At 73.7% G+C, this 26,351-nt stretch carries 22 protein-coding genes and 1 tRNA gene; 9 read left to right on the top strand and 14 right to left on the bottom strand.

From position 1 onward, the window contains the following. A partial coding sequence (locus ABZ807_RS00005; protein WP_357150832.1) for a tyrosine-type recombinase/integrase occupies positions 1-321 on the top strand: 321 nt, incomplete at its 5' end. Between the two features lie 14 nt (positions 322-335). Here ABZ807_RS00005 and ABZ807_RS00010 read toward each other — a convergent pair. Beyond that, positions 336-412, bottom strand: a tRNA-Pro gene (locus ABZ807_RS00010). A gap of 214 nt (positions 413-626) precedes the next feature. Next, positions 627-1,520 carry a metallophosphoesterase gene (locus ABZ807_RS00015; RefSeq protein ID WP_357150834.1) on the bottom strand — a complete coding sequence of 298 codons (894 nt, stop codon included), beginning with the start codon at positions 1,518-1,520 and terminating at the stop codon, positions 627-629. 25 nt (positions 1,521-1,545) lie between these two features. Between ABZ807_RS00015 and ABZ807_RS00020 the strand changes: the two genes are divergently transcribed. Then, complete coding sequence (locus tag ABZ807_RS00020) at positions 1,546-2,001, top strand: GatB/YqeY domain-containing protein (protein ID WP_357150836.1); 456 nt, start codon at positions 1,546-1,548, stop codon at positions 1,999-2,001. A gap of 63 nt (positions 2,002-2,064) precedes the next feature. On the opposite strand, the gene ABZ807_RS00025 is transcribed toward ABZ807_RS00020, so the two are convergent. Next, complete coding sequence (locus tag ABZ807_RS00025) at positions 2,065-4,491, bottom strand: transglycosylase domain-containing protein (protein ID WP_357150838.1); 2,427 nt, start codon at positions 4,489-4,491, stop codon at positions 2,065-2,067. A 403-nt stretch (positions 4,492-4,894) separates the two neighbouring features. On the opposite strand from ABZ807_RS00025, the gene ABZ807_RS00030 reads away from it, so the two are divergent. Next, complete coding sequence (locus tag ABZ807_RS00030; protein ID WP_357150840.1) at positions 4,895-5,215, top strand: WhiB family transcriptional regulator; 321 nt, start codon at positions 4,895-4,897, stop codon at positions 5,213-5,215. A gap of 6 nt (positions 5,216-5,221) precedes the next feature. Here ABZ807_RS00030 and ABZ807_RS00035 read toward each other — a convergent pair whose 3' ends face one another. Genes ABZ807_RS00035 through ABZ807_RS00045 form a run of 3 tightly spaced genes read right to left on the bottom strand, consistent with a single transcriptional unit; the run spans position 5,222 to position 8,022 of the window. Continuing rightward, positions 5,222-6,373 (bottom strand): ArsA-related P-loop ATPase, encoded by a 1,152-nt coding sequence (locus tag ABZ807_RS00035; protein WP_357150842.1) that lies wholly within the window; start codon positions 6,371-6,373, stop codon positions 5,222-5,224. Positions 6,374-6,427: 54 nt separating this feature from the next. Then, on the bottom strand, positions 6,428-7,405 hold the full coding sequence (locus tag ABZ807_RS00040) for an ArsA-related P-loop ATPase (protein WP_357150844.1): 978 nt from the start codon (positions 7,403-7,405) through the stop codon (positions 6,428-6,430). Positions 7,406-7,431: 26 nt separating this feature from the next. Further along, positions 7,432-8,022 carry a hypothetical protein gene (locus ABZ807_RS00045; protein ID WP_357150846.1) on the bottom strand — a complete coding sequence of 197 codons (591 nt, stop codon included), beginning with the start codon at positions 8,020-8,022 and terminating at the stop codon, positions 7,432-7,434. A 242-nt stretch (positions 8,023-8,264) separates the two neighbouring features. Here ABZ807_RS00045 and ABZ807_RS00050 point away from each other — a divergent pair, with 242 nt between their 5' ends. The 6 genes from ABZ807_RS00050 to ABZ807_RS00075 all read left to right on the top strand — a co-directional run bounded on the left by ABZ807_RS00050 (position 8,265) and on the right by ABZ807_RS00075 (position 15,662). Further along, positions 8,265-8,420 (top strand): hypothetical protein, encoded by a 156-nt coding sequence (locus ABZ807_RS00050; protein ID WP_088959894.1) that lies wholly within the window; start codon positions 8,265-8,267, stop codon positions 8,418-8,420. 85 nt (positions 8,421-8,505) lie between these two features. Next, complete coding sequence (locus ABZ807_RS00055; RefSeq protein ID WP_357150848.1) at positions 8,506-8,967, top strand: RidA family protein; 462 nt, start codon at positions 8,506-8,508, stop codon at positions 8,965-8,967. 119 nt (positions 8,968-9,086) lie between these two features. After that, positions 9,087-9,884: an MBL fold metallo-hydrolase gene (locus ABZ807_RS00060; RefSeq protein WP_357150850.1), complete on the top strand. Its 798-nt coding sequence runs from the start codon at positions 9,087-9,089 to the stop codon at positions 9,882-9,884. Continuing rightward, positions 9,881-13,471, top strand: coding sequence for an adenylate/guanylate cyclase domain-containing protein (locus ABZ807_RS00065; RefSeq protein ID WP_357150852.1), 3,591 nt, complete (start codon positions 9,881-9,883; stop codon positions 13,469-13,471). The genes ABZ807_RS00060 and ABZ807_RS00065 overlap by 4 nt, the downstream gene beginning before the upstream one ends. Before the next feature lie 150 nt (positions 13,472-13,621). Then, a complete protein-coding gene (locus ABZ807_RS00070; RefSeq protein ID WP_357150854.1) occupies positions 13,622-14,113 on the top strand; it encodes a hypothetical protein in 492 nt (163 codons plus the stop codon). A gap of 31 nt (positions 14,114-14,144) precedes the next feature. Next, positions 14,145-15,662, top strand: a complete 1,518-nt coding sequence (locus tag ABZ807_RS00075) for a serine/threonine-protein kinase (RefSeq protein WP_357150856.1) — start codon at positions 14,145-14,147, stop codon at positions 15,660-15,662. A gap of 155 nt (positions 15,663-15,817) precedes the next feature. Here the strand turns inward: ABZ807_RS00075 and ABZ807_RS00080 are convergent, their stop codons facing one another. From ABZ807_RS00080 to ABZ807_RS00115, 8 genes are all read right to left on the bottom strand, one after another. Further along, positions 15,818-16,807, bottom strand: coding sequence for a hypothetical protein (locus ABZ807_RS00080; protein ID WP_357150858.1), 990 nt, complete (start codon positions 16,805-16,807; stop codon positions 15,818-15,820). Between the two features lie 110 nt (positions 16,808-16,917). After that, positions 16,918-18,081 carry an acyl-CoA dehydrogenase family protein gene (locus tag ABZ807_RS00085; protein ID WP_357150860.1) on the bottom strand — a complete coding sequence of 388 codons (1,164 nt, stop codon included), beginning with the start codon at positions 18,079-18,081 and terminating at the stop codon, positions 16,918-16,920. Next, positions 18,078-20,048, bottom strand: a complete 1,971-nt coding sequence (locus ABZ807_RS00090) for a biotin carboxylase N-terminal domain-containing protein (protein WP_357150862.1) — start codon at positions 20,046-20,048, stop codon at positions 18,078-18,080. Before ABZ807_RS00090 ends, ABZ807_RS00085 begins: the two co-directional genes overlap by 4 nt. An 8-nt stretch (positions 20,049-20,056) precedes the next feature. Beyond that, the gene (locus ABZ807_RS00095) at positions 20,057-21,658 is read right to left on the bottom strand and encodes a carboxyl transferase domain-containing protein (protein WP_357150864.1); all 1,602 of its coding nucleotides are present in this window, start codon (positions 21,656-21,658) and stop codon (positions 20,057-20,059) included. Then, positions 21,655-22,851 (bottom strand): acyl-CoA dehydrogenase family protein, encoded by a 1,197-nt coding sequence (locus ABZ807_RS00100; protein WP_357150866.1) that lies wholly within the window; start codon positions 22,849-22,851, stop codon positions 21,655-21,657. Before ABZ807_RS00100 ends, ABZ807_RS00095 begins: the two co-directional genes overlap by 4 nt. After that, positions 22,848-24,623 (bottom strand): acyclic terpene utilization AtuA family protein, encoded by a 1,776-nt coding sequence (locus tag ABZ807_RS00105; RefSeq protein ID WP_357150868.1) that lies wholly within the window; start codon positions 24,621-24,623, stop codon positions 22,848-22,850. Before ABZ807_RS00105 ends, ABZ807_RS00100 begins: the two co-directional genes overlap by 4 nt. Beyond that, positions 24,620-25,477 (bottom strand): TIGR03084 family metal-binding protein, encoded by an 858-nt coding sequence (locus ABZ807_RS00110; protein WP_357150870.1) that lies wholly within the window; start codon positions 25,475-25,477, stop codon positions 24,620-24,622. The genes ABZ807_RS00105 and ABZ807_RS00110 overlap by 4 nt, the downstream gene beginning before the upstream one ends. Positions 25,478-25,502: 25 nt before the next feature. Continuing rightward, on the bottom strand, positions 25,503-26,183 hold the full coding sequence (locus ABZ807_RS00115) for a TetR/AcrR family transcriptional regulator (RefSeq protein WP_357150872.1): 681 nt from the start codon (positions 26,181-26,183) through the stop codon (positions 25,503-25,505). Positions 26,184-26,351: the final 168 nt, after the last annotated feature.

The raw sequence follows: 26,351 nt of genomic DNA on the forward strand, positions 1-26,351 counted from the left end.
GGCTGCCCCCAGCTCCACCGCCCTGCTGCGACAGGGTCAGCGGCGAAGGTCTCTCACCTCCACTCGAACCACAGCGCCTCACGGCGCACCCACGATCTTCGGCACTCGTACGCGACCTGGCTCGTCTCCGACGGCGTGCCGATCAACGATGTGGCGAAGGTGATGGGGCACGAGCAGACGTCCACGACCCTGGACCGCTACACGCACTCGACACGTGACCGGGATCGCAGGGCGCTCGCGTCGTTTGCTGCCTTCTCGCTGCCTCAGGAGGAGCGGCGATCCCCAGAAATGAATCAAGACCCCTCCGTGGAGGGGTCTTGACCTGCTTTTACCTCTGGTCGGGGTGGCCGGATTCGAACCGACGACCTCTTCGTCCCGAACGAAGCGCGCTACCAAGCTGCGCCACACCCCGAGGCGTGCCGACAAATAGTAGCCCACCCGGTCCGATGGTCAAACTCGGTACCCCCTCGGTTCGGCCCGCCCCCGACGACGGCCCCGGTACGGACCGTCGCCGGGCACCGGATCGAACCCGGGCGCCGCCCTGAATCGTCTACGTCATCAGCTCCAAAGCGCCTCCGAAGCGTCCTCCGACCTGCCGCGACACGCCGTAAGAGGGAGAGCGACCGTCAGCGCGGGATGAGCGTCAGCACACTCGCCTCCGGCGGGCAGGCGAACCGCACCGGCGCGGTGGGGTGGGTGCCCAGGCCGGCGGAGACGTGCAGCCAGGAGTCCGAGCCGGGCCAGCGGTGCAGCCCGCGCGCCATCGACCGGGGCAGCCCGCAGTTGGTCACCAGCGCCCCGTAGCCGGGCACGCAGACCTGACCGCCGTGGGTGTGCCCGGCGAGCAGCAGGCCGAAGCCGTCCGCGGCCATCCGGTCCAGCACCGCCGGCTCGGGGGAGTGCGCGAGCGCGATGGCGAGGTCGGCCGAGGCGGAGACCGGCCCGGCGACCGCCTCGTAGTCGTCCCGCTCGATGTGTGGGTCGTCCACGCCGACCAGCTCCACCAGGCGGCCCCCGGCCTTCACCGACGTCCGGGCGTTGTTGAGGTCGGCCCAGCCGGCCCCGGTGAGCACCTCACGCAGCTCCTCGTGGGGCAGCTCGACGCCATCGGCGTACTCACGGTTCGGCAGGAAGTAGGTGAACGGGTTCTTCCACACCGGCCCGGTGTAGTCGTTCGACCCGAAGACGAACGCGCCCGGGTGGTCGAGCAGCGGTTGCAGGGCCCGCAGCACCCCGGGGACGGCGTCGGGGTGGGCCATGTTGTCGCCGGTGACCACCACCAGGTCTGGGTCGAGGGCGGCCAGCGAGGCCACCCACTGCTGCTTGCGTGCCTGGTCGGGCATCATGTGCAGGTCCGACAGGTGCAGCACGCGCAGCGGCTCCGTGTCGGCCGGCAGCACCGGCACGTCGTACCGCCGCAGGGTGAACATGTTGCGTTCGACGAGCGACGCGTACGCCAGGGTGGCCGCGCCCGCGGCGACGGTTCCGGCGGCGAGGCGGAATAGTGTGCGCTTTCGCATGGCGTTCAGGGTAGTTTGACCGTCCATGAGCACGCTGAAGGATCGCCTCACCGCCGACATGCGCGCCGCTCTCAAGGCGCGCGACGAGCTGACCACCTCGACCCTGCGGATGGCCCTCGCGGCCGTCGGCACCGCAGAGGTCGCCGGTAAGGCCAAGCGCGAGCTCACCGACGACGAGGTGCTCGCGGTGCTGACCAAGGAGGCGAAGAAGCGGCGCGAGGCCGCCACCGCCTTCGCCGACGCCGGCCGTGGCGAGCAGGCCGCCAAGGAGACCGCCGAGGGCGAGGTGCTGGACCGCTACCTGCCCAAGCAGCTCTCCGACGACGAGCTGGCCGAGCTGGTCGCGGGGGCGCTCGCCGCCGGCGGCTTCACCGGCAAGGCGCAGATGGGCCCGGCCATGAAGGCGGCCCAGGCCGCGGTGGCCGGCCAGGCCGAGGGGGGCCGGGTGGCCGCCGAGGTACGCCGACAGCTCGGCCTCTGACCCGCGTACGCGAAACGGGCGGGCACCCCCCGGAGGGTGCCCGCCCGTTCTTCGTGCGCTACGTCAACCGCGAGGCCGACCGGGGCGGCCCGAAGTCGGCGGGGTCGAGGCGTCGGGGCCCGCGGTCGGAGTGCCGCCGCCGCTGCTCACCTCGATGGTGACCACACCGCCCTTGATGGTGCGGCCGCTCGGGCTGGTGCCCGCTACGGAGTTCGGCGCGCAGTCCGACGCGACCTTGGTGTCGGAGACGACCACCTCGAAACTGGCGCCCTTCAGCCGGGACCTTGCGGTCTCCACCGACTCGCACTTCACGTTCGGGATCGAGCGCTGGTCCCCGTTGATGATCTTGTTGCCCGGTGGGGTGAAGTTGATCCGTTCCTTGCCGACCATCGCGGCCTTCAGGGTGTTGTAGACCGCCGGGTTGATGCCCTTCGGGGTCTCGTCGTGGCCCATCTTCTGGTTGGTCTGCGGCCAGTCCGGGTCGGCCATGATGCCCGCCACCGCGTACTGCTTCGTCATCGCGACCAGCGCGGAGGTCTTGTCTCCGTCGGTGGTGCCGGACTTGCCGGCCACCGGCGCGTTGACGATGTCATGGACGTTGCGCGCGGTCCCGCCAGCGCACTTGGAGGTGGAGGACCTGTCACCGACCGGGCAGCGGGCGGCGTCCACGGCGGCCCGGGCCACCTCGGTGCTGACCCGCTGCTCGCACTTCGGCTTGGCGATGTCGAGCTTGTCGCCGTCCGGGCCCTTGATCTCCTGCACCGGGATCGGCTCGCAGTACTTGCCGTCGGCGGCGAGCGTCGCGTACGCGTTGGCCAACTCCAGCGGGGTGGTCTGTGAGACACCCAGGGTGAACGCGCCCCACTGGTTGGCGCCACCCTCCTTGGTCGCCCGACGCGCGTCGCCGGCGTCCCGGAAGGTGATGCCGAGCTTCTGCGCCGCCTTGATCACGTTCTCCGCGCCGACCTGCTGCTCAAGTGACACGAAGAAGGTGTTCACCGACCGCCCGAAGCCGCTCCACATGTTGTGGACGCCCGCCATGCTCTTGCTCGCGTTGCGTGGACAGTAGAGGTTGGTGCCGGTGCAGGCCGCCGGGCCGGGCTGGATGATGTAGTTCGACCTGAACTGGTCCGGCGAGTTGATCGTGTAGCTGAGCGGAATGCCCTTTTCCAGAGCCGCGACCAGGGTGAATATCTTGAACGTCGAGCCGGCCTGGTAGCCGGTGATGCCCTGACCGCCGGTGAGCAGCGGGTTCACCGTGTTCGGGTAGTTGCCCCGGATCTTCTTCTTGGCCTTCTTCGGGTCGCTGGAGTAGCTGTTCTGCGGCTTCTTCGGGTCGTCGATCTTGAAGTTGCGGTTCACTGAGAGCGCCCGCACCCGGCCGGTGCCCGGCTCCACCACGGCCACCATGCGGGCGGCCTTGCTGTTCACCCCGAGGCTCTTCCGGACCGCGTCGTCGGCGCCGTTCTGCGCCTGCACGTCGAGCGTCGTGGTGATGGTGTACCCACCGCTCTTGAGCCGCCGCTCCCGGTCGTACGTGGTCGAGCCGAACGTCTCCTGCCGCATCCACCACCGGTAGAAGTAGTCGCAGAAGAAGCCCCAGTTCTTCTGGTTGGTGGAGACGCAACCGTTCGGGGTGCGCTTGTCCTTGACCACCATCGGCGCCGCCTTGGCGGTGTCCGCCTCCTGCTGGTTGATGGCGCCGGTCTTGACCATGTTGTCGATCACGTAGTTGCGCCGGTCGAGGGCGAGCGGGCGGCCGCTGCGGGTGGTCGGGTCGTTGGTGGTCGGCGCCTTGACCATGCCGGCCAGCATCGCCGCTTCCTCGAGCTTGAGCTTGCTCGGCGGCTTGCCGAAGTAGACCTGGCTGGCGGCGTAGATGCCGTACGCGCCGTTGCCGAACGAGGCGATGTTCAGGTAGCGCTCCAGGATCTCGTCCTTGGAGTACTCCTTGTCCATCTGGAGCGCAAAACGCATCTCGCGCAGCTTGCGGGCGCTGGTGTCCTCGGTCGCCGCGACCACGTCGGCCGGGTGGGTCGCCGAGTACGCGATGGCCAGCCGGACGTACTGCATCGTCAGCGTCGAGGCGCCCTGCTGGGAGTTGGTGCCGGACTGGTTGTTGACGAAGGCACGGGCGATGCCGTTGAGGTCGACGCCGTTGTGCTTGTAGAAGTCGTGGTCCTCGGCGGCGATGATCGCCTTTTGCATGACCGGCGCGATGTCGGCCAGCTTCACGTCCCGCCGGTTCTCGTCGTACATGGTCGCCAGCGGCGTTTTGCCGTCGGAGGCGAGCAGGTAGCTGATCTGCGGCGCGCGGGCCACGGTCAGCTCCTTCGGCAGCGCGCCGAAGGTCTCGGCGCCGGCCTTCGCGGCCAGTCCGGACATCGCCACCGCGGGGAAGGCCGCCGCTGCGACCACCACGCCGGCCAATAGGCCACAGACAAGCAGCGATGCGGCGTTGGTGAAGACATTGTGGTCACGTTTCCGCATCCAGGTCACCTCGACAGGGTACGCGAGTAGGGAACGAGGGGCGCTGGGGCGTTCTTTCCCCATTTCCTGCGCGCGCCGACCTCGTTGTGCTAAACGCACGACCCCTGGTGCGTGGTTGCGTGTGACCTGGCGCGAGTCTCCACCGAACGACGGAGCCCCCGCAGCGTTTTCACGTACCCGGGCCGGGTAAGCGGCGGGCGAAGGCCCGGGAAGCCGGGAGTGTCCGGAATGATGGATTTTGCCGACAACGTTGCGTAATCAGGCGACTACAGAGCATGATGGTGGCGGCGACAGGGCCACACGTCGTCCGTGCCTCCTTGGGGAAGGACCGGGCCGGACGACCGGGGGAATCGACGGCTGGTCGCACGAGGTCGGTAGGTACTGCAAGGGGGGACGTGTACACATGGGCATGATCACTGACTGGCCGTCACTGGCGGCGTGTCAGAACGGGGACCCGGACGCGTTGTTCGTACAGGGCGCCGAACAGAACGTGGCGAAGAGGATCTGCCGGAGCTGCCCAGTTCGGTACGAGTGCCTGGCCGACGCGCTCGACAACCGGATCGAGTTCGGAGTGTGGGGTGGCATGACCGAACGCGAACGCCGGGCGCTGCTGCGCCGGCACCCGCAGGTGACGAGCTGGCGCAAGATGTTCGAGGCCGCGATGAGGAAGAACGACAAGGACAAGACCGGCAAGGACAAGGTCCTGGTCACCGCCGCCGGCTGACGCCGGTCACGGCCGGCTGACCGCCGCGCCGATCGTCCGCAGCCCGTCGACGTCGTGCACGTCGGCGGGCTGCGCTGTCACCGACGCCGCCGGCACCGTCGGGAACGCCTCGGTGAACCGGGCCGCCACCTGTTGCTCGCGTACCGCCTGCCGGGCCAGCGCGGCGTGGGCCCGCAGCACGTCGACGGTGGCCTCGTGGCCCCCCAGCTCCGCCAGTCGCCCCGCGGCGGCCAGGCTGTCCGCCGCGCCCAGGTCGGGCACCGCCGGGCGGTGCACCCGGTTGAGCACCAGGCCGGCCAGCGGCATCCGCTCCTCGCGCAGCCGGCCCGCGAAGTAGGCCGCCTCCCGGACCGCGTCCGGCTCCGGTGCCGCGACCAGCAGGAACGCCGTCTCCCGGGCCTGCAGGATGCGGTACGTCTGCTCCGCCCGCTGCCGGAAGCCGCCGAACATGGAATCCAGCGCGGCGACGAAGCCGGACAGGTCGGTGAGCAGCTGCGCGCCGAGCACCTTCTGCACCACCTTCGAGAACAACCCGAAGCTGGCGGTGACGAGGCTGAACATGCTCCGCCCCCCGGTACGGGCCGGCGCCAGCAGCAGCCGCAGCATCCGCCCGTCGAGGAAACGGGAGAGCCGGGCCGGGGCGTCCAGGAAGTCCAGCGCCGAGCGGGACGGCGGGGTGTCCACCACGATCAGGTCCCACTCGCCGCGGGCGTGCAGCTGGCCCAGCTTCTCCATCGCCATGTATTCCTGGGTGCCGGCGAAGGTCGAGCTCATGGCCTGGTAGAAGGGGTTGGCGAAGATCTCCGCCGCCTTCGCCGGGTCGGTGTGCTGGAGCACCACGTCGTCGAAGGTGCGCTTCATGTCCAGCATCATGGCGTGCAGCTCGCCGCCGCTGGCCTCGACGTCGATCCCCTTGACCTGGCGGGGGGTGTTGTTCAGCTCGGTCAGGCCGAGCGACTGGGCCAGCCGGCGGGCCGGGTCGATGGTGAGCACCACCGTACGGCGGCCGTGCCGCTCGGCCGCCCGCAGCGCGAGCGCGGCGGCCGTGGTCGTCTTACCCACCCCGCCGGCGCCGCAGCACACGACGATCCGCACGCCGGGATCGGCGAGGATCTGGTCGACGTCCAGCCGTGGCGCGGCGTCTTCGGAAGGCACCAATCGAGCGTATCGGGCCGGTGGAGTCCGTGCGCCCGTGCCGAGGGCAGGTGTGAGTCAATCCGCCCGGCCGAGGAGCTCCGCGAGCGTCTCCAGCCCGGCCCGGTCCACCCCGTCCGGGAGCAGCGGCAGCTCGGTCAGGGGCAGCCCCAGCTCCGCCAGCTCCGTCCGCAGGGAATCCTCCAGCTCGCGCCGGACCCGCTGGTCCCGCGCCTCGCCGGCCAGGCCGGCCACGGTGGCCCGGTCGGCCGGCAGCCCGGCGGCGAGCAGCCCCTGCTTCAGCTCGGCCCGGGTCACCTCACGCCCGGCCGGCACCGGCGGCCGGGCGCTGTTGACGATCACCCGCCCGACCGGGAAGCCCAACTGGGTCAGCTCGCCGATCGCGTCGACCGTCTCCTGGACCGGCATCTCCTCCAGCAGCGTGACCACGTGCACCGCGGTCATCGGGGAGCGCAGCAGGACGGAGACGCCCTCGCTCTGGGTCTTGATCGGGCCGACCTTGGCCAGCCGGGCGGTCTCCGCGGTCACGTTCAGGAAGCGGCCGATCCGCCCGGTCGGCGGCGCGTCCAGCACCACCGCGTCGTACGCGCGGCGCTGGCCGGTGGTGCGGGTGGTCGCCTCCTTCACCTTGCCGGTGAGCAGCACGTCCCGCAGCCCCGGTGCGATGGTGGTGGCGAAGTCGATGGCCCCGAACTTGCGCAGCGCCCGGCCGGCCGCCCCGAGCTTGTAGAACATGTCGAGGTACTCCAGCAGGGCCAGCTCGGCGTCCACCGCCAGGGCCCGTACCTCACCGCCGCCCGGGGCGTTGGTGAGGTGCCGCTCCTCGTACGGCAGCGGGTCGGTGCCGAAGAGCTGGGCGATGCCCTGCCGCCCCTCCACCTCGACCAGCAGGGTGCGCCGGCCGCCGCTGGCCAGGGCCAGCGCCAGGGCCGCCGCGACGCTGGTCTTGCCCGTGCCGCCCTTGCCGGTGACCACGTGCAGACGGGCCGGCCATCCGGTGGAGGCCGGGTCGGTCGGCCGCTCTGCTGCTCGCACCCGTCGAGCCTATCCACCCGGCGGCGTCAGGCCACCTCGCAGACCCACCAACCTGTCTTCCGCACGACGGTGAAGCGCAACGCCTGCTCGGCGACCTTCTCGTCGGCGGTGGTCATGGTGACCTTGGTGCTGACGGTGGCGCGGTCCCCGGTCTGGTTGTCCACCTTCGGGCTGACCCAGCGGAAGCGGGGGCTGGCGTAGCTGGCGACGTACTTCTCCACCTCGGCGACCTTGGCGTCCAGCTTCTTCTGGTCCCGCGAGTCCGCGCAGACGTAGCCGGCGGCCTTCCTCGCGTCCCGGTCCCGGTAGACGGCGGTGAGGAAGTTGTCCACCGCCACCGCAGGCTCCTTGGCACCCTCGCCATCCTCCGTGTTCCGCAGCGCCAGGAAGGCGGCCGTTCCGCCGCCGCCGCAGAGCAGCACGGCCGCGGCCAGCGCGAGCGAGGCGATGAGCAGGCCGCGCCGGCGCTTGCCGACCGGCGCCTGGTACGCCGGGTAGGCGGGCGGGGGCGGCGGAATGACCTCCTGCCCCGGCGCCCCGGGGGAGGTCGGGCCGGACGGGTCCGACGCGGGGGTGCCCGGTGATCCGGTCGCACCGTCGTTCGGCGGTTGGGTCATGTGGTCCCCCGGGGGATGGGCGTCCGCGCCGCCCCTGGCATGGACGCGGGCTCGGGCACGGCGGGCGACGTTGCTCGCCCGTCCGAGGCGAAGGGTAGCGGTCGATGGCCGCGGCGCGGCGGACCGTTCACGAGCCGTCGTCAACATGCCGCTCCGGAGCAGCGTCCCGTGCCCCGGCCCAACGCCGGACCGTAGGCTGTGCCTGGAAACCAGTCCACGCCAGGCAAGGGAGCCTTCCACCGATGCAGAAGTGGGAATATGCCACGGTCCCGCTGCTGGTCCATGCGACCAAGCAGATCCTCGACAACTGGGGCGAGGACGGCTGGGAGTTGGTCGCCGTGGTCCCCGGTCCCAACCCGGACCAGCTGGTCGCCTATCTGAAGCGCCCGAAGGGCTGAGCGGCATGAGCGAGCGCAGCGAGCGAATCATCGGGATCTGTGCGCGGGTGCCTCATGGCGCCGCCGAGCGGAGCGAGGTGGCGGCATGAGCAACGGACCCCACGCCAAGCTGGCGGAACTCGGCCTGAGCCTGCCGGAGGTCGTGCCCCCGGTGGCCAGTTACGTGCCGGCGGTGCAGTCCGGCCAGCACGTGTACGTCTCCGGCCAGCTGCCGATGGCCGAGGGCAAGCTGCTGGCCACCGGCAAGGTCGGTGCTGGAGTCTCCGCCGAGCAGGCCAAGGACCTCGCCGAGCGGTGCGCGCTGAACGCCCTCGCCGCGGTCGACGCGCTGGTCGGCCTGGAGAACGTCGTCAAGATCGTCAAGCTGACCGGCTTCGTCGCGAGCGCACCCGGGTTCACCGGCCAGCCCGGCGTGATCAACGGCGCCTCGGACCTCTTCTGCGCCGTCTTCGGCGAGGCCGGCCGGCACGCCCGCTCCGCGGTCGGCGTCGCCGAGCTCCCTCTCGACGCCCCGGTCGAGGTCGAGGTCATCGTCGAGGTCTCCTGACCCACCGCCCCCGCGATCTTGCGGTCCTGGCCCGCGGCGAAAGCCGTGAACGGCCACAAACCAGCGGCCGAAACTGCAAGATCGCGGGGAGTGGCCGGCGAGGTCGTACGATCGCAGCCATGGGCGGGCATGTGACGGGGCCGGTGGCTGCGCTCGCCGACCGGTTGCCGGGTTGGGTGACGTTGCTGCGGGCCCCCAACCCCGGGCCGATGACGCTGGACGGGACGAACACCTGGGTGCTGCGGGCGGCCCCGGGAGCGCCGGCCGTGGTGGTCGACCCCGGGCCGGCGGACGAGGGCCACCTGGACCGGATCGCCGCGCACGGCCCGGTCGGGTCCGTGCTGATCACCCACGGGCACCCCGACCACACCGAGGGCGCCGCCCGCCTCGCCGACCTGCTCGACGGGGCCCCCGTGCGCGCCGCCGACCCGGCGCACACCGTCGGCGCCGCCCCGCTGACCCCGGACGCCCCGCTGGAGGCCACCGGCTTCACCATCCGCCTGGTGCCGACCCCCGGGCACACCGCCGACTCCGTCTGCTTCCTCGCCGAGCACGGCGACGAGCGGGTCGTGCTCACCGGCGACACCATCCTCGGCCGGGGCACCACCGTGGTCGCCCACCCCGACGGGCACCTCGGCGACTACCTCGCCAGCCTCGAACTGCTCTCCGCGTACCGGGGGATCCCGGCGCTGCCCGGGCACGGCCCGGCGCTGGCCGACTGCGGCGCGGCGGCCGAGTTCTACCTGGCCCACCGCCGGGCCCGACTCGACCAGGTCCGCGCGGCGGTCGCCGAGGGCGCCACCACCGCGCCCGAAGTCGTCGCCCGGGTCTACACCGACGTCGACCGGTCGCTCTGGTGGGCCGCCGAATGGTCGGTCCGGGCGCAGTTGGAGTACCTCGGGGTGGAGCGGCCGTGACCTGCCCGGTCTGCGGCACCGTCGCCGTGCCCGGTGCCCGCTTCTGCCACAACTGCGGCGCCGCGCTGCCGGCTGCGGCGACCCTGCCCGCCGCCGAGCGGCGGGTGGTCACCGTGCTCTTCGGCGACCTGTCCGACTTCACCTCCTGGTCGGAGGACCTGGACCCGGAACGGGTCGGCGCGGTCACCGACCGGGTGCTCGCCGCGCTCGCCGGGGCGGTCAAGACCTTCGGTGGCCACGTCGACAAGCTCACCGGTGACGGGATCATGGCGGTCTTCGGCGCGCCGGTGGCGCACGAGGACGACGCCGAGCGGGCGATCCGGGCCGCGCTGTCCATGCAGCGGGCGGTCCGCCGGGTGCTCGACGACGAGCGGGGCGGCGGCGCGCCGCTCGGCCTGCGGGTCGGGCTGAACACCGGCGACGTGATCGCCGGCATCCAGGCCGCCATCGAATACACCGTCATCGGCGACACGGTGAACACCGCCGCCCGGCTCGCCGACGCCGCCGCCGTCGGCGCGGTCTACGCCGGCGCGCGGACCTCCGCCGCCACCCGGCACGTCGCCTCCTGGCGGGCGCTGCGCCCGCTGCGGCTCAAGGGCAAGCGCGAGCCGGTCGAGGCGTACGAGCTGCTGGGACTCCTGGACGCCCCGGGCACCCGCTCCGGCCTCGGCGACGAGGCGCCCTTCGTGGGCCGGGAAACCGAGGTCGGGCGGGTCGCCGGCCGGCTTGCCGAGGTGATCGACCGGAGCGAGCCCCGGGTGCTGCTGATGACCGCCGAGGCGGGGATCGGCAAGTCCCGCTTCGCCGCCGAGGTGGAACGCCTCGCCGCCGGGTACGACGTCGGCGCCGGCCGGTACGCCGCGCACACCGGCGCCCGGGTGCTCTCCGTACGCTGCGCCGCCTTCGGCGAGCGGCGCCGGCTCGCCCCCCTGGCCGACCTGGTCCGGGCCGCGGTCGGCCTGCCCAACGACACGTCCACCGCGCTCACCCGGCCGGCCGTGGAGGAGCGGCTGCGCCGGCTCGGCCAGCGGCTCGGCCGGCAGGGCGCCACCCCGCTCGCCACCGACCAGCTGCTGGCCCTGCTCGGGTACGCCGAACTGCCCGGCGGGCACGGCAGCGCCACCGACAACGGGGAGTGGACCGCCGGTGGCGGCCCCGCCGACGCCGAGGTGGTGCCGAACGCGGTCGCCGGGCTGCTCAGCGCCCTGGCCACCGAGGCGCCGCTGGTGATCGTCGTGGACGACCTGCACGACGCCACCGCCGAGACGATCCGCGCGCTCGGGCTGACGCTGTCCCGGCTCACCGGCCCGGTGCTGGTGCTGCTGCTCGGCCGCCCGGAGCTGGTGCGCACCGCGGGGGCGCTGACCCGGGTCGCCGACGCCGAGGTGCACGGGCTGCCACCGCTGCGCGGCGCCGACGCCGCCCGGCTGCTCACCACCTACCTCGGGGGCGGCAAACTGCCGCAGGCCGACGCGGACCGGCTCCTCGCCACCGCCCAGGGCAACCCGTTCTACCTGGCCGAGCTGGTCACCCTGCTGATGGAGCGGGGCGCGCTCACCGCGGTCGCGGAGCGGGGCGGCCACCCCGGCGGCTGGCGGCTGGTCCCCGGCTCGCTGGGCAGCCGGCTGCTCTCCCGCGACCTGGCCGCCGTGCTCGCCGCGCGGATCGACGCGCTGCCGGCGGACGCCCGCTCGGTGCTGCGGGACGCCGCCGTGGTCGGCGACACCGTGCCGACCGGGGCCCTCGAGGCGCTCCGCGAGCAGCGCGCCGGGCGGGACGGCCGGCCCGCCGCGGTGGCCGCGGTCGACCTGGACCGGGCCGTCGAGGAGCTGCTGCAACGCCGCATGCTGCACCGCACCCGGGCCGGGTACGCCTTCGCCACCCCGCTGATGCGGGAGGCCGCGTACGCCGGGGTGAGCAAGGCCGAGCTGGCCGAGCGGCACGCCGCACTGGCCCGCTGGGCGGCACCGGTGCCGGACAGCCCGGTCACCCCGCCGGGCGGCTTCACCGATCCGGCCCGGGACGACTTTGTCGCCGAGCACGTCGAGCGGGCCGCCACGCTCGCCGACGCGGTCAAGCTCCGGCCGGACGCGCCGGCCCGGACGGTCGCCCCGCTGGGCGTGGCCGCGCTGGGCCGGGCCGCCCGCCGGGCGTTGCGCGCCGGGGAGCCGGCCCTGGCCGTCGAGTACGCCGAACGCGCCGCCGAGCTGGCCCGGGACGGGGTGCCCGCCCCAGACCGGGTGGTGCACGCCCGGGCGCTGCTCCAGGTGGGCCGCCCCGCCGACGCGCTCGCCTTCGCCGAGAAGATCGCGGCCAACGCCGGCGACGACGCGGCCACCCGGACGAGCGCGCTCCTGCTCGCCGGGCAGGCCCACCAGACCCTCGGCGACCAGGGCCGGGCGGTGACCTCCTGGCAGGAGGCGTTGCAGGTGGCCACTGCGGGTGGGCTGCCGGCGATGCGCGCCTCGGCGATGCGCCGGCTCGGGATGGCCGACTTCATCGCCGGCCGGCTCGGCCAGGCCAGCAGCCGCCTCGCCGCGTCGTACCAGGTCAGCCTGGCCGCGCAGGACCCGCGCGGGCAGGCCTGGTCGTTGCAGAACCTGGCCTGGGTGACCACCACCCGGGGCGACTTCGCCGGCACCGACGCGGTGCTCGGCCGGGCGGCCCGGCTCTTCGCCGAGCTGAAGGACCCGTACGGGCGGGCCTGGCTGCGCGGTACCACCGCGTTCGCCCGGCTGCTCGCCGGGCGGCTGAAGGAGGCGTGCCAGCTCGCGAGCGTCTTCCTGCCCTTCGGCGAGCGGGTCGGCGAGGCGTGGGCGGTCGGCACGCTGCGCGCGGTCGAGGCGTTCGCCGGGGCCGAGCTGGGCGAGATCGCCGAAGCGGACCGGGCGGCCCGCCGGGCGTACCGGGACTTCGCCGAGGTCTCCGACGACTGGGGGCGCGGCTTCGCCCTGGTGGTACGGGGTGTGGTGGCGCGCGGTCTGGGCGAGCCGGAGCACGCCGCGGACCTGCTCACCGACGCCCTCGCGTACGCCGGGCGCACCTCGCACCCGCTGCTCACCGGGATGGCCGGCACGCTGCGCGGTTTCGTGGCGCTGGACCTGGGCGACTGCGACACCGCCGAGCGGGACGCCCGGGCGGTGCTGACCGCCGTCGAGCCGCACAACCCGCAGGCACCGGCCCAGGCCGCGCCCCGGGTGCTGCTGGCCACCGCCCGGCTTGCCGCCGGTGATTCGGCCACCGCGGTCGGGTTGCTCGCCCCGGTGGCCACCACCGCCGCGCACAACCCGACGCTGCTCATCTCCCGCCGTCAGATCAAGGCCCGGTACGCCTCCGCCCTGCTCGCACACGGCCAGCGGGAGCAGGCGCTGGACTGGGCCCGGCGGGCGGCCGCCGCGCCGGCCGAGGACGTGCGCAGCCAGGTGATCGGAGCGAGCGTGCTGGCCGAGGCGCTGGCCGCCTGCGGCCGGCCCGTCGAGGCGCTGGCCTGCGCCGAGGAGGCGGTCCGCCTGGCGTACGCGACCGAGCAGCGCAGCGAGCGCGCCGCCGCCGACGCCCTCCGCGCCCGCCTCGCCGCCGGGGCATGACCGCCCGAGCGGTGGGGTCGGTCGGGCCCGGGCGGGTCGCCGGGCGGCAGGTCTGGCGGTTCCGGGGATGTGCGCGTCGGTGGGGGCGGTTAGCGTGTCACTTTCACGCGGTCGTCCATCCGGCCGCGCCCTCGGGGGTGGGGAGGACAGATGAGGCTGCCGCGTTCCGGCGCCGGCTGGACGATCGCGGTCTTCGGCGTCCTGGCGGTGCTGCTCGGCGCGCTCGGGTTGGTCTGGCCCGAGGCGCAGCTGCGGCTGCTCGGCTTCGAGGTGCCGGCGCGGCGGGCGGCCGGCGACTACACCGGCACGTTCCTCACCGCCTCCTCGATGGCGTCGTTCAACATGGGCGTCTACTACCTGCTGGCGGTGGCCACCGAGTGGCGGGCGTTCTACCGGTTCACGGTCGTCTTCCGGCTGGTCACGTTCACCGTCTTCACCCTGACCGTGTTGGCCGACGTCGCGCCGGACCGGTTCTTCGGGGTCGCCCTCTGGGAGGGGCTGGGTGCGGTCGCCACCGCGATCGGCCTGCGCTGGGACGCCCGCCGGGCCGGTGCGTCGACGCCCGCCGATGGTCCGGACGGCGACCTGCCGGGTGCTGCTGCGAGCGCCGGTCCCGCGCCGGCCGTCGGTACGGCCGGCTGAGCGCTCCGGCGGGACGGGTATTTTCAGAGCCGTGACCGAGACATCGCCCGGCGCCCTCCGGCTGCCCATTGTGCCCGGTCTGACCGATCTGCAGGTGTTCGCCCGCGGTGGCTACGCCACCGTCTACCGCGCCACCCAGATCTCGGTGGGGCGGGAGGTCGCCGTCAAGGTGGAGAACCGCACGCTGGACAGCGAGCGGGACCAGGCCCGGTTCCTCCGGGAGGCGCGGGCCGCCGGAAAGATGTCGTCCCACCCGCACGTGGTGGACCTCTTCGACGTCGGGGTCACCGTCGACCAGCACCCCTATCTGATCATGGAGCTCTGCGACGGCTCGTACGCCGAGCGGATGCGGACCTCGCCGCTCGGCCCGGCGGAGACCCGCGAGCTCGGCATCAAGATTGCCGATGCGCTGGCCCACTCGCACGCTGCCGGGGTGCTGCACCGCGACGTCAAGCCGGCCAACATCCTCCACTCGCACTTCAACCCGGCGGTGCTGGCCGACTTCGGGCTGGCCGTGCTGGCCGAGGTGCGTGACGCCTCGGTCACCCTGGAGGTGCTCACCCCGGCGTACGCCCCGCCGGAGATGTTCAGCCACAGCCCGCCCTCGCCGGCCGTCGACGTGTACGCGCTCTGCGCCACCCTCTACGCGGTGATGAGCGGCCGCCCGCCGCGCTGGCAGTCGGAGCGGAACCCGAGCCTGGTCACCGTGCTGGAGATGTTCAACCAGCCGATCCCGGAGCTGCCCGGGGTGCTGACCGAGCTGGTCGACGTGCTCCGCGCCGGGATGTCCAACGACCCGGGCGCGCGTCCCTCCGCGATCGAGCTGCGGGACCTGCTCACCGCGCTGCCGCTCGGCCCGGCCCCGTCCCCGGTCAGCGGGGCGCCGGTGAGCGGGGCGCTGATCTCCGGGGGCTCCTCCGGGCCGTACACCGTGGACCGTTCCGGCCCGCCGCGCCCGCCGCCCGAGGACGCCCACCCGACGGTGCCGCGCGGGCGACGCCAGCGGCGACGGTGGTTCCTCGGTGGCGCCGGGGTCCTCGCCCTGGCCGCCTCGGCGAGCGCCGGGGCCTGGGTCGCCGGCAACGCGTCGTCGGTGGCCGCCCCCACGCCGACGCCCACGGTCACCGGGTCCACTTTGCCGGTCGCGTGGGGCGCGCTGCCGGGCTGCCCGGCCGGCTCCTCCACCGCGGCCCTGCCGCCCGGGGCCCGCTGCGCGCCGGGGCTGGCCTGCTTCGGTCCCGTGCGGTTGCGGGGCGACCGGGCCGAGGCGGCTCAGGTGTCCTGCGACGGGCGGCACACCTGGGAGGCCTATCTGGAGGGTGAGCTGCCCGCCGCGCTGGTCGGCGCCGGGCACGCCGCGGTCAGCGCGGACCCGGCCGTCCGCCGGGTCTGCAACGTGCGGACCTTCCGACTGACCAGCGGGGTGGACCCGACCGGATGGCACCTGGAGGTCCTGCCGCCGAGCGGCACGGACACCGGCCGGACGTACCGCTGCCTGGCCGGGAAGGGCGTGGACGCGCTCGCCTCGCCCACCCTCATCGGTCCCTGATCTCGTTCAGCCCTCCAGCCCTCCAGCCCTCCAGCCCGGCGAGGACGGCCGCGCTGTCCAGCGCGTCGAGGGTGTCCGCGTCGAGCACCGGGGCACCGGCGCCCGGTCGACGCCCGGGCCCGGCGGCGCTCCGCCGGACCCGGGCGCCCGGCCGGTCAGCCGAACGCGGTGGTGTAGTACCGCACCCGGTAGAAGCGGGCGCCACTCTTGCTGTGGTTGCCGGAGCTGAAGTGGATGCTGCGGCTCCACTCGCCCTCCCCGGAACCCGGCACCACCCAGGTCCGCACCCCGTTCGGCAGCCGGGTGTACGCCTTGACGTGGTCGGCCCCGCTGACCTGGCTGGACGTGAACTGCCAGCTGGTGCCGGCGTACACCAGTTGCAGCGATCGCACGTTGTAGGACGAGGTGAAAAAGTAGCCGCTGCCGGCGTGGTCGGGCAGGATGTCGTGCCCCACCTTCGCCCGGCCCGCCCCGTCGCTGAAGGTCAGCCTCGTCCGGTACGACAACCGGGTGCTGGAGCCGTTGCCGGTGATCCCGTAGAGGCGCACCTCACCGGTGCCCACCGCGATGACGAAGCCGTTCTGGTTGTAGATGACGCCGTGCGCGCCGGGAAAGCCGTAGAACTTGACGGCCCGGGTGCCCGGCGTGCCGCCGTTGCTGGACGGCACGAACAGGTGCAGTCCGCCGCCGGTGGCCGAGCCGGTGGGCCCCTTGGAGGTGGCCACCACGATCGCCCCCTTGCCCTCGATCCGCTCGATCGAGTGCGGGTTGCCGTCCACGGTTGCCTGCCAGACGATCCCCCCGGTACGCGAGGAGCTGATCGCACTCTCGTCGATCATCGCGGCCCGGCCCAGGTAGTCGCCCGCCCCGGAGGACGTCACCAGCATGACGTTGCCCCACTTCGCGGTGCCCCGCCGCTTGACGTCGGAGAGGTTCGTCCAGGTGCCGGTGGTGCTCGGCGCCTTCCACAGCACCGTGCCGCTGCTCCAGGCGGCCGGGTTGAACCTCAGGATCCGACCGCTGGCCTGCTCGGTCGCCATCACGTAATGGGTCGCGGCCTCGGCCGGCGCGGCACCGAGCAGCGTGGCGGCGGGCGCGGCCACCGCCGCGCCCGCGAGCCCCCTGAGAATGGCTCTTCTGTCCATGACACCCTCCCCTGTGGTCTGTCATGACTGATCGTGACAGTGGGGAGTCGCCGAATCACGGTGTCGGTCTGGACACCTTTCCGGTACAGGCCGCCGCGATGACCGACGGCTCAGTAGGACTTGTCCTGGCCGAGGACGTGTTGGGCGACGAAGTTGAGGATCATCTCCCGGCTGACCGGGGCGATCCGGCCGGCGCGTACCGCGCCGAGCAGGGTGGCCACGCCGTACTCGGTGGTCATGCCGGCCCCGCCGAGGGCCTGCACGGCGGTGTCCACGGCGAGCGCGGCGGCCTCGCCGGCGGCGTACTTGGCCATGTTGCCGGAGACACCGGCCTCCAGGTCCCGCCCGGCGTCGTAGCGAGCGGCCGCCTTGTGGATCATCAGTCGGGCCAGTTCCACCTGCACCGCCGCGTGTGCGAGGGGGTGCGCCACACCCTGGTGCGAGCCGATGCTCCGGCCGCCCCAGACCTTGCGGGTGGCGGTGTACTCGCTGGCCCGCTCGATGGCGTATCGGCCGGTGCCGGCGCCCATCGCGGCCACGGTGATCCGCTCCGGGTTGAGCCCGGCGAAGAGCGCCGGCAGCCCGGCATCCAGGGACTCGCCGACCAGCGCGTCGGCGGGGAGCCGCACCTCGTCGAGGTAGAGCAGGAACTGGTTCTCCGGGGACAGGATCTCCATGTCCAGCTTGGAGCGGGTCAGCCCCAGGGCGTCCGTCGGCACGATGAACAGCGCGGGCTTCAGCTTGCCGGTCGCCGCATCTTCCGTCCTGGCGACGACCAGGACGTACTGCGCCTCGTCGACGCCGGAGATGTAGCACTTGCGGCCGGAGAGCAGCCAGTCGTCGCCGTCCCGGCGGGCGACCGTGCCGAGCCGGTGGAAGTTCGACCCGGCCTCGGGCTCGGTGATCGCGAAGACGATCTTTTGAGTGCCGTCGGCGAGGCCGGGCAGGTGGCGCTTGCGCTGCTCGTCGGTGCCGTGCTTGTTGATCACGGTGGCGGCGATGGCGGGGGAGACCACCAGCAGCAGCAGCGGGCAGCCGGCCGCGGCCAGCTCCTCGCAGACGATGGCCAGCTCGGTGATGCCGCCGCCCCCGCCGCCGTACTCGGTGGGAATGTTGACCCCGAGGTAGCCGAGGCGGCCGGCCTCGCCCCACAGTTCGGTGGTGTGCTCGCCGGCCTTGGCCTTCGCCACGAAGTAGCCGTGGCCGTACTTCCGGCCGAGCGCGCGGACGGCGTCGCGGAGCTGGTCCTGCTCGGGGGTGAGGTCGAAGTTCATCGGGGGTCCTCCTCGGGGTTGACCACGGCCAGCACCGCGCCGGTGTCGACCTGGCCGCCGGCCGGCACCGGCAGTTCGGCGACCACGCCGTCGGTCGGGGCGAGCACGGGGTGTTCGAGTTTCATCGCCTCCAGGGTCAGCAGCAGGTCGCCGGCGCCGACCCGCTGGCCGACCTCGACGTGCACCCGGGTCACCGCGCCGGGCAGCGGGGCGAGCAGCGACCCGGCGGCCAACTCCGCGGTGGGCGGCGGGAAACGCGGCAGCTCGGTGAGGCTCGCCGCCCCGTCCGGGCCGTCCACGAAGACCTCCGACCCGACCCGGTGTACGCGGTACGCCCGCCACACGCCGTCCACGTCGAGCACCACCCGGTCCGGGACGGCCTCAATCAGGGTCACCTCCCACTCGCCTGACGGGTCGGTGGACGATTCGGCGAGGGTGCCCGTCCGGTCCAGCCGGTACCGGACCTCGATCTCGCCGTCCGATCCCGCGTAGCGGGTGACCTGCGGGAAGGCCGGGACGTTGCGCCAGCCGGACGGCAGCCCGGCGAGCACCGGGGCGTTCGCCCGTCGGCCGGCGGCCGAGGCGAGCGCCGCCACCAGCGCCGCCAGCGGGAGCTGGTCGGCCGGCAGCAGCGGGGCGAACACCTCGGCGTGCCGGTCCAGGAAGCCGGTGTCCACCTCGGCCGCCGCGAACCCAGGGCTGCGCAGCACCCGGACCAGCAGGTCCCGGTTGGTGGCGACGCCGTGGAACTCGGCCCGGGCCAGCGCGGCGGACAGCGCCCGGGCCGCCTCGGCACGGGTGGGCGCCCAGGCGACCAGCTTGGCCAGCATCGAGTCGTAGTGCACGCCCACCACCGAGCCGTCCACCACGCCGGAGTCCAGCCGCAGCCCCTTGGTCGGGGCGAACCCGTCGGCCACCCCGGGGACCGCGAAGCGGTGCAGGGTGCCGGTCGCGGGGCGGAAGTCCTGGGCCGGGTCCTCGGCGCAGAGGCGTACCTCGATCGCGTGGCCGTCGGCCGGCGGGGTCGCCGCCGACGGCAGCGGCTCGCCCTCGGCGACCAGCAGTTGCAGCCGGACCAGGTCCAGGCCGGTGACCGCCTCGGTGACCGGGTGTTCCACCTGGAGTCGGGTGTTCATCTCCAGGAAGTAGAACTCGCCGGCCGGGGCGAGCAGGAACTCCACCGTGCCCGCGCCGACGTAGTCGACCGCCCGGCCGGCGGCCACCGCCGCCTCGTGCAGGCGGGCCCGCACCCCGTCCGGCAGCACCGCCGGGGCCTCCTCGACGATCTTCTGGTGCCGGCGCTGGATCGAGCAGTCCCGCTCGCCGAGAGCGACCACCGTGCCGTGGGTGTCGCCGAAGATCTGCACCTCGACGTGCTGGCCGCTTTCGACGTACCGCTCGATGAAGACCGTGCCGTCGCCGAACGCGGCGGCCGCCTCGCGGCGCGCGGAGGCGACGGCCTCGGCCAGGTCGGCGGCGTCGCGGACCACCCGCATGCCCCGCCCGCCGCCACCGGCGGACGCCTTCACCAGCACCGGAAAGTCGCTGATCCCGTCGAGGTCGGTCCAGGTCGGCAGCATCGGCACGCCCGCCTCGGCGAGCAGCGCCTTCGCCGCCATCTTGTCGCCCATCGCGGCGATCGCCTTGGTTGGGGGGCCGACCCAGATCAGGCCCGCGTCGGTCACCGCTGCGGCGAACTCGGCGTTCTCGGCGAGGAAGCCGTAGCCGGGGTGTACGCCGTCCGCGCCGGCCTTCAGGGCCGCGTCCAGGATCAGATCGACCCGCAGGTACGTCTCCGCCGGGGTGTTCCCCGGCAGCCGGACCGCGTGGTCGGCCTCGGCGACGAAGGGCGCGTCGGCGTCGGCGTCCGAGTGCACGGCGACCGTCTCGACCCCGAGCGCGCGGCAGGTGGCGAAGACCCGGCGGGCGACCTCGCCCCGGTTGGCAACGAGAAGCCTTGAGATCACAGCAACTCCTACATCCGGAAGACGCCGAAGCCGTCGGCGCCCTTCACCGGTCCGTTGTGGATCGCCGACAGGCAGAGCCCGAGGACGGTACGGGTGTCCCGGGGGTCGATCACCCCGTCGTCGTAGAGCCGGCCGGAGAGGAAGAGCGCGCCGGACTGGGACTCGATCTGCTGCTCGACCATCAGCCGCATCGCGGCGTCGGACTCCTCGTCGTAGTCCCGGCCCCGGGCGGCGGCGGCCTGCCGGGCGACGATGGAGAGCACCCCCGCGAGCTGTGCCGGCCCCATCACCGCCGACTTCGCGTTCGGCCAGGTGAACAGGAACCTCGGCTCGTACGCCCGGCCGCACATGCCGTAGTTGCCGGCGCCGTAGGAGGCGCCCAGGTTGAGCGTCAGGTGCGGCACGGTCGAATTCGACACCGCATTGATCATCAGCGCGCCGTGCTTGATGATGCCGCGCTGCTCGTACTCGGTGCCGACCATGTAGCCGGTGGTGTTCTGGAGGAAGACCAGCGGGGTGTCGGCGGCGTTGGCGAGCTGGATGAACTGGGCGGCCTTCTGCGCCTCGGAGCTGAACAGCACGCCCCGGGCGTTGGCCAGTACCCCGACCGGGTACCCGTGCAGCTCGCCCCAACCGGTGACCAGCGCGGTGCCGTAGCTCGGCTTGAACTCGTCGAACTCGCTGCCGTCCAGCACCCGGGCCAGCACCTCGCGCGGGTCGAAGGGCACCCTGAGGTCGGCGCTGGCGATGCCGAGCAGCTCCTCCGGGTCGTACCTCGGCGGCTGGGGGGCCGGGTTGCGCGGCGGTGGGCCCTGCTTGCGCCAGTTGAGCCGGCGGACGCACTGCCGGGCCAGCCGGATGCCGTCGCGCTCGTCTTCGGCCAGGAAGTCGGCCAGCCCCGACGTCGACGCGTGCATCGCCGCGCCGCCCAGGGACTCGTCGTCGGTGACCTCGCCGGTGGCCATCCTCACCAGCGGCGGGCCGGCCAGGTACACCTGCGACCGGTCCCGGATCATGATGGTGAGGTCGGACATCCCCGGCACGTACGCGCCGCCGGCGGTGGCGTTGCCGAAGACCACGCTGACCGTGGGGATCTTCGCCGCGGAGAGCCGGGTCAGGTCGCGGAACACCCGGCCGCCCGGGATGAAGATCTCCGCCTGGGTGGGCAGGTCCGCGCCGGCCGACTCCACCAGGTTGATCATCGGCAGCCGGTTGGCCAGGGCGATCTCGCCGGCCCGCCGGGTCTTGGCCAGCGACCACGGGTTGACCGCGCCGCCGCGTACCGTCGGGTCGTTGGCGACGACCAGGCACTCCACGCCCTCGACCACGCCGATGCCGGTCACCACGCTCGCCCCGACCGGGAAGTCGGTGCCGTACGCCGCGACCGGGGACAGCTCCAGGAACGGGCCGTCCGGGTCGAGCAGCAGTTCGATCCGTTCCCGGGGGAGCAGCTTGCCGCGCTGGTGGTGCCGGGTCACGTACTTCTCGCCGCCGCCGCAGCGGGCCCGGTCGAGCGCGGCGTCCAGCTCGGCCAGGCGGTCCAGCAGGGCCCGGCGGTTGGCCCGGTGGGCCGGCGAGGACGGGTCGATCGCGCTGTCCAGTGTGCTCACAGCCCCATGCCCTTCGCGATGATCTCGTTCATGATCTCGGTGGTGCCGCCGCCGATGCCGAGGATCCGGGCGTCCCGGTAGTGCCGCTCCACCTCGGCGTCGCGCAGGTAGCCGAAGCCGCCGTGCAGTTGTAGCGCCTGGTCGACCACGTGGCCGCAGGCGGCCACCGCGACGTTCTTCGCCATCGCCACCTCGGTCACCACCGGCTCGCCGGCCGCGACCCGGGCGGCCACCTCGTGCACGTACGCCCGGGCGGCCTCGGCGCGGGTGTGCATCTCGGCCAGCCGGTGCCGGATCAGTTGCCGGCCGGCCAGCGGGCGGCCGAACGTGGCACGGTCCCGGCACCAGCGGGTGGCCAGCTCCACGCAGCGCTGCGCGGTCGCGTACGCCTGCGTGGCGAGGGAGAGCCGCTCGGTGGCGAAATGCTGCATGATCGCGAGGAACCCGGTGTTCTCCTCGCCGATCCGGTTGGTCACCGGCACCCGGACGTCGACGAAGGAGAGCTCGGCGGTGTCCGAGCAGTGCCAGCCCAGCTTCTCCAGCCGGCGCCCCACGGTGAAGCCGGGCGTGCCCTTGTCGATCACCAGGAGGGTGAGTTCGCCGCTGCCGGGGAAGTCGGTGCAGACCGCGGTGGTCACGAAGTCGGCCCGGACCCCGCTGGTGATGTAGGTCTTCGACCCGTTCACCACGTAGTGGTCGCCGTCGCGGCGGGCGGTGGTGCGGATCGCGGCGACGTCCGAGCCGCCGTCCGGCTCGGTGATCGCCAGCGCGCCGATCGTCGTCCCGGCCAGGGTGGGGCGGACGTACCGGTCGACCAGGTCGTCGTCGCCCCGAGTTGGGCCGCCGGCGAGCCGGCCGCCGAGCGCGCCGCCGGTCCGGCGCCCGGCGGCGGCGACCATGTGCGGCAGCGCGATGCCGTGCGTGAACAGCGCCGCGACCAGCCCGGACGAGCCGCCGGAGCGGATGATCTCCTCGGTGACGACGATCGAGTCGAGCAGGTCCCCGCCGCTGCCGCCGACCGACACGGGGAAGCCGATGCCCAGCAGGCCGATCTTCGCGGCGGCGGCGTGCAGCTCGCGCGGCACCTCGCCGGCCCGCTCCCAGTCGTCCAGGTGCGGCAGCACCTCCCGGGTCACGAAGGCCCGGGTCAGCTCGCGCAGCTGCCGCCGTTCCGGCGTGTCCACGATGGTCATGCGCCCGCCTCCCCGACCCGCTCCGGTGGCCCGGCCCGCAGCTCCGCCGGCAGGTCGACGATCCGGCAGCGGAGCAGCTCTCCGAGCGCCTTGGCCTGCGGGTCGAACCGGGTGGAGGCGGCCACCCCCTGCCCGAGCAGCCCCCGGACGACGAAGTTGACCGCCCGCAGGTGCGGCAGCTCGTACCGCTCGACGGTCAGCGGGGCGGTCTCCGGCAGCAGTGCGGCCAGCCGCTCGACGGTGAGCCAGCCGCGTAGCCAGGCGTACGTGGCATCGGTGCGGGCCCACACGCCGAGATTGGCGTCGCCGCCCTTGTCCCCGGAGCGCGCCCCGACCAGCTGGCCCAGCGGGGCACGCCGGGTCGGGTCGGCGTTGCCCGCGCCCCCGGTCGCCTGCGCCGGGCGCGGGTCGCCCGCGGCGGTCGGGGCCGCGCCGGCCGGAGCTCCGGCGTCGACCGCCGCCCCGGCCGCCGGCGGCTCGGCGGTCGCCGTCCGCGGTGGCGGGGCGATCGGCGCCCGGGTCCCGTCCGGCAGCACCGCGACGTGGTCGACCGCGTCCTGCCGCACGACGTCGGCGGTGAAGACGCCGTACGGGGTGGCGTCGCCGGGCACGGTGGTCAGCGTGCAGCCGGGGTAGGAGGCGAGCGCCAGCTCCACCGCCGCCGCCGAGAACGCCCGCCCGGCCCGCGCCCGGTCGGCGTCGCGCAGGTGTACGTGCAGCAGCGCGCTCGCCGCCTCGGTGTCCGCCGCGTCCGGGTGGTCGGTGCGGGCCAGCGTGAACTCCAGCCCCTCCTTGCCGACCGCCGCCTCGATCTGCCCCCGTACCAGGGCCGCCTTGGCGGGGACGTCCAGTCCGCAGAGGACGAACGTCATCGAGTTGCGGAAGCCGCCGAGGTTGTTGACGCCGACCTTCAGGGTGTCCGGCGGCGGCGTGCCCCGGACGCCGGAGACGCGGACCCGGTCGGGCCCGTTCTGGCGCAGGGTCGCCGTGTCCAGCCGGGTCACCACGTCCGGCCCGAGGTACGCCGGCCCGCCCACCTCGTACAGCAGCTGGGCGGTGACCGTCTCGACGGTGACCGCGCCGCCGGTGCCCGGGTGTTTGGTGAGCACCGACGAGCCGTCCGGGTGGATCTCCGCGATCGGGAAGCCTGGCCGGTGGCCACCGTCGGGCAGCTCGGTGAAGAAGCTAAAGTTCCCCCCGGTGACCTGCGCCCCGCACTCGATCAGGTGCCCGGCGACGGTCGCCCCGGCCAGCGCGTCGAGGTCGTCCCGGCCCCAGCGGAAGCGCGCGATCGCCGGCCCGACGGCCAGCGACGCGTCGGTGACCCGGCCGGTCACCACCACGTCCGCCCCGGCGTCGAGGCAGGCCGCGATGCCGAACGCGCCGAGGTACGCGTTCGCGGTGAGCGCGTCCGGACGCGGGAGGGCGTCGCCCTCGACGTACCCGATCCGCGCGGTGAGGCCGAGCCGGTCGGCGAGCGAGCCGATCGCGGCGGCCAGGCCGGCCGGGTTCAGCCCGCCAGCGTTGGTCACGATCCGCACGCCCCGGTCCAGCGCGGTGCCGAGGCACCCTTCGAGCTGGCGGAGGAACGTCCTTGCGTACCCCAGGGCCGGGTCCCGCATCCGGTCCCGGCCGAGGATCAGCATGGTCAGCTCGGCCAGGTAGTCGCCGGTGAGCACGTCCAGCTCGCCGCCGTCGAGCATCTCCCGCCAGGCGGTCGCGCGGTCGCCGTAGAAGCCGGAGGCGTTGCCGACCCGCAGCACGCCGCTCATGCCGGCGTTCCGGTTTCGCTCGCGGCTCGGGGCTGCCGGCCGGCGCCGGGCGGCCCGGCGAAGGCCTGGGCCACGTCCAGCCACTCGTCGGCGGTCGGGCCGGTGGCGGCCAGGGCCAGGTCGGCGCGGTGCCGGCGTTGGGTGACCAGCAGGCAGAAGTCGAGCGCCGGGCCGGTGACCCGGTCCGCCGCCGCCGGCGGCCCGAAGACCCAGGTGTCGCCGTCGGAGCCGTCTTCGCTCGCGACTGCGGGGCTCGCAAGCTCACTCCTCGCGCTCGCCGGCGCGGTCAACTCCACCCGGACCGGCGCCGTGGGCAGCGCCCGGCCGTGGGCGGCGAAGCCGTGCCCGAGGGTACGGAAGCCGAGGTGCGCGACATGCCGCAGCCGGCCGTTCGGGGTGCGGGTGACCCCGAGCGCGTCGGCGACGTCCTCGCCGTGCGCCCAGGTCTCCATGATCCGGGCGGTGGCCATCGAGGCAGCCGACATCCGGGTGCCGTACCAGGGCAGCTTCTCCCCGGCCGGGACGGCCGCGAGGGCGTCGGCGAGCGCGGTCCGCCCGCTGCGCCAGCGGGCGAGCAGCTCGGCCGGCGGGGCCAGGAACTGCGCCGCACCGTCGTCGACCAGCCGGCTCGGGTCGGGCGCCGAGGTGACCGACGCGTAGAAGGCGTCGACGTCGGTGGCGGCCAGCCGGGCCACCTCGTCGGTCCAGGCGAGGTGGGCGATCTGATGGCCGACCGTCCAACCGGGCGCGGAGGTGGGCCGATCCCACACCTCCGGCGGCGACGCCGCGACGAGGGCGTCGAGCTGCTCGGACTCGGCGGCCAGATCCGCGAGCAGTGCTGTCAGGTCGACCATGGTGCCTCCGGGCGGGGTGTGCCGGTCAGGACGGGCGGGTCACTTCCTGTCGCGCTCGGGCCCTGCCCGCGGCCGGCGCGGCGCGCTCCGGTGGGCCGGCGTGGGGCGTGAGCAGGGTGGCGAGCTGGCGCTTCCAGGTGTGCAGCAGGGCGGTACGGCGGGCCGAGTCGTCGCTGAGCAGGTTGGCCACACCCAGCCCACGAAGCAGGTCGAGGGTGGCCTGCACGGCCTCCCGTACGCCGGGACGGCGCTCGTCGACGTCGAGCAGCGCCACGGTGAGCCGGTGCATTTCCCGGCCGACCCGGGCCTCCAGCGGCACCAGGGCGGCGCGCAGCTCGGCGTCGGTGCGGGCGGCGACCCAGAGCTCCAGCGCGGCGACGAAGAGCGGCCCGGTGAAGGCCACGCCGAGCAGGTCGACCACCCGGTCGAGCCGCTGCGGCCCGGCGGGCAGGGCCTCCGCCTCGGTGCGCAGCTCCGCCGCCCGCCGGTCGGCGAGGTGGGCGACGGCGGCGGTGACCAGGGCCGCCTTGGTGGGGTAGTGGTGCAGCTGCGCACCGCGCGAGACGCCGGCCCGGGCCGCCACCACCGTGGTGGTGGTGCCCGACCAGCCGTACTCCACCAGGCAGTCGACGGTCGCCTCCAGCAGCCGGGTCTGGGTGGCGCGGCTGCGCTCCTGCTGAGGGACGCGCGTCGATGCGGTGTACACGGGGACAGCGTGCTGCCAACGAAACAAACAGTCAAGACTGACTTTTTTCGGGGCCCCGTGCCGGCCCTCGGCCCCGTGCCGGCCTTCTGGCCGTGTGGTGGTGCGGCGGCCCTTTGGAGCTGATGACGTCAACGGATCGCCGCTGAGTCGTTCACGTCATCAGCTCCA

The sequence above is a fragment of the Micromonospora sp. NPDC047548 genome (genome assembly GCF_040642975.1).
Classification (GTDB): Bacteria; Actinomycetota; Actinomycetes; order Mycobacteriales; family Micromonosporaceae; genus Micromonospora.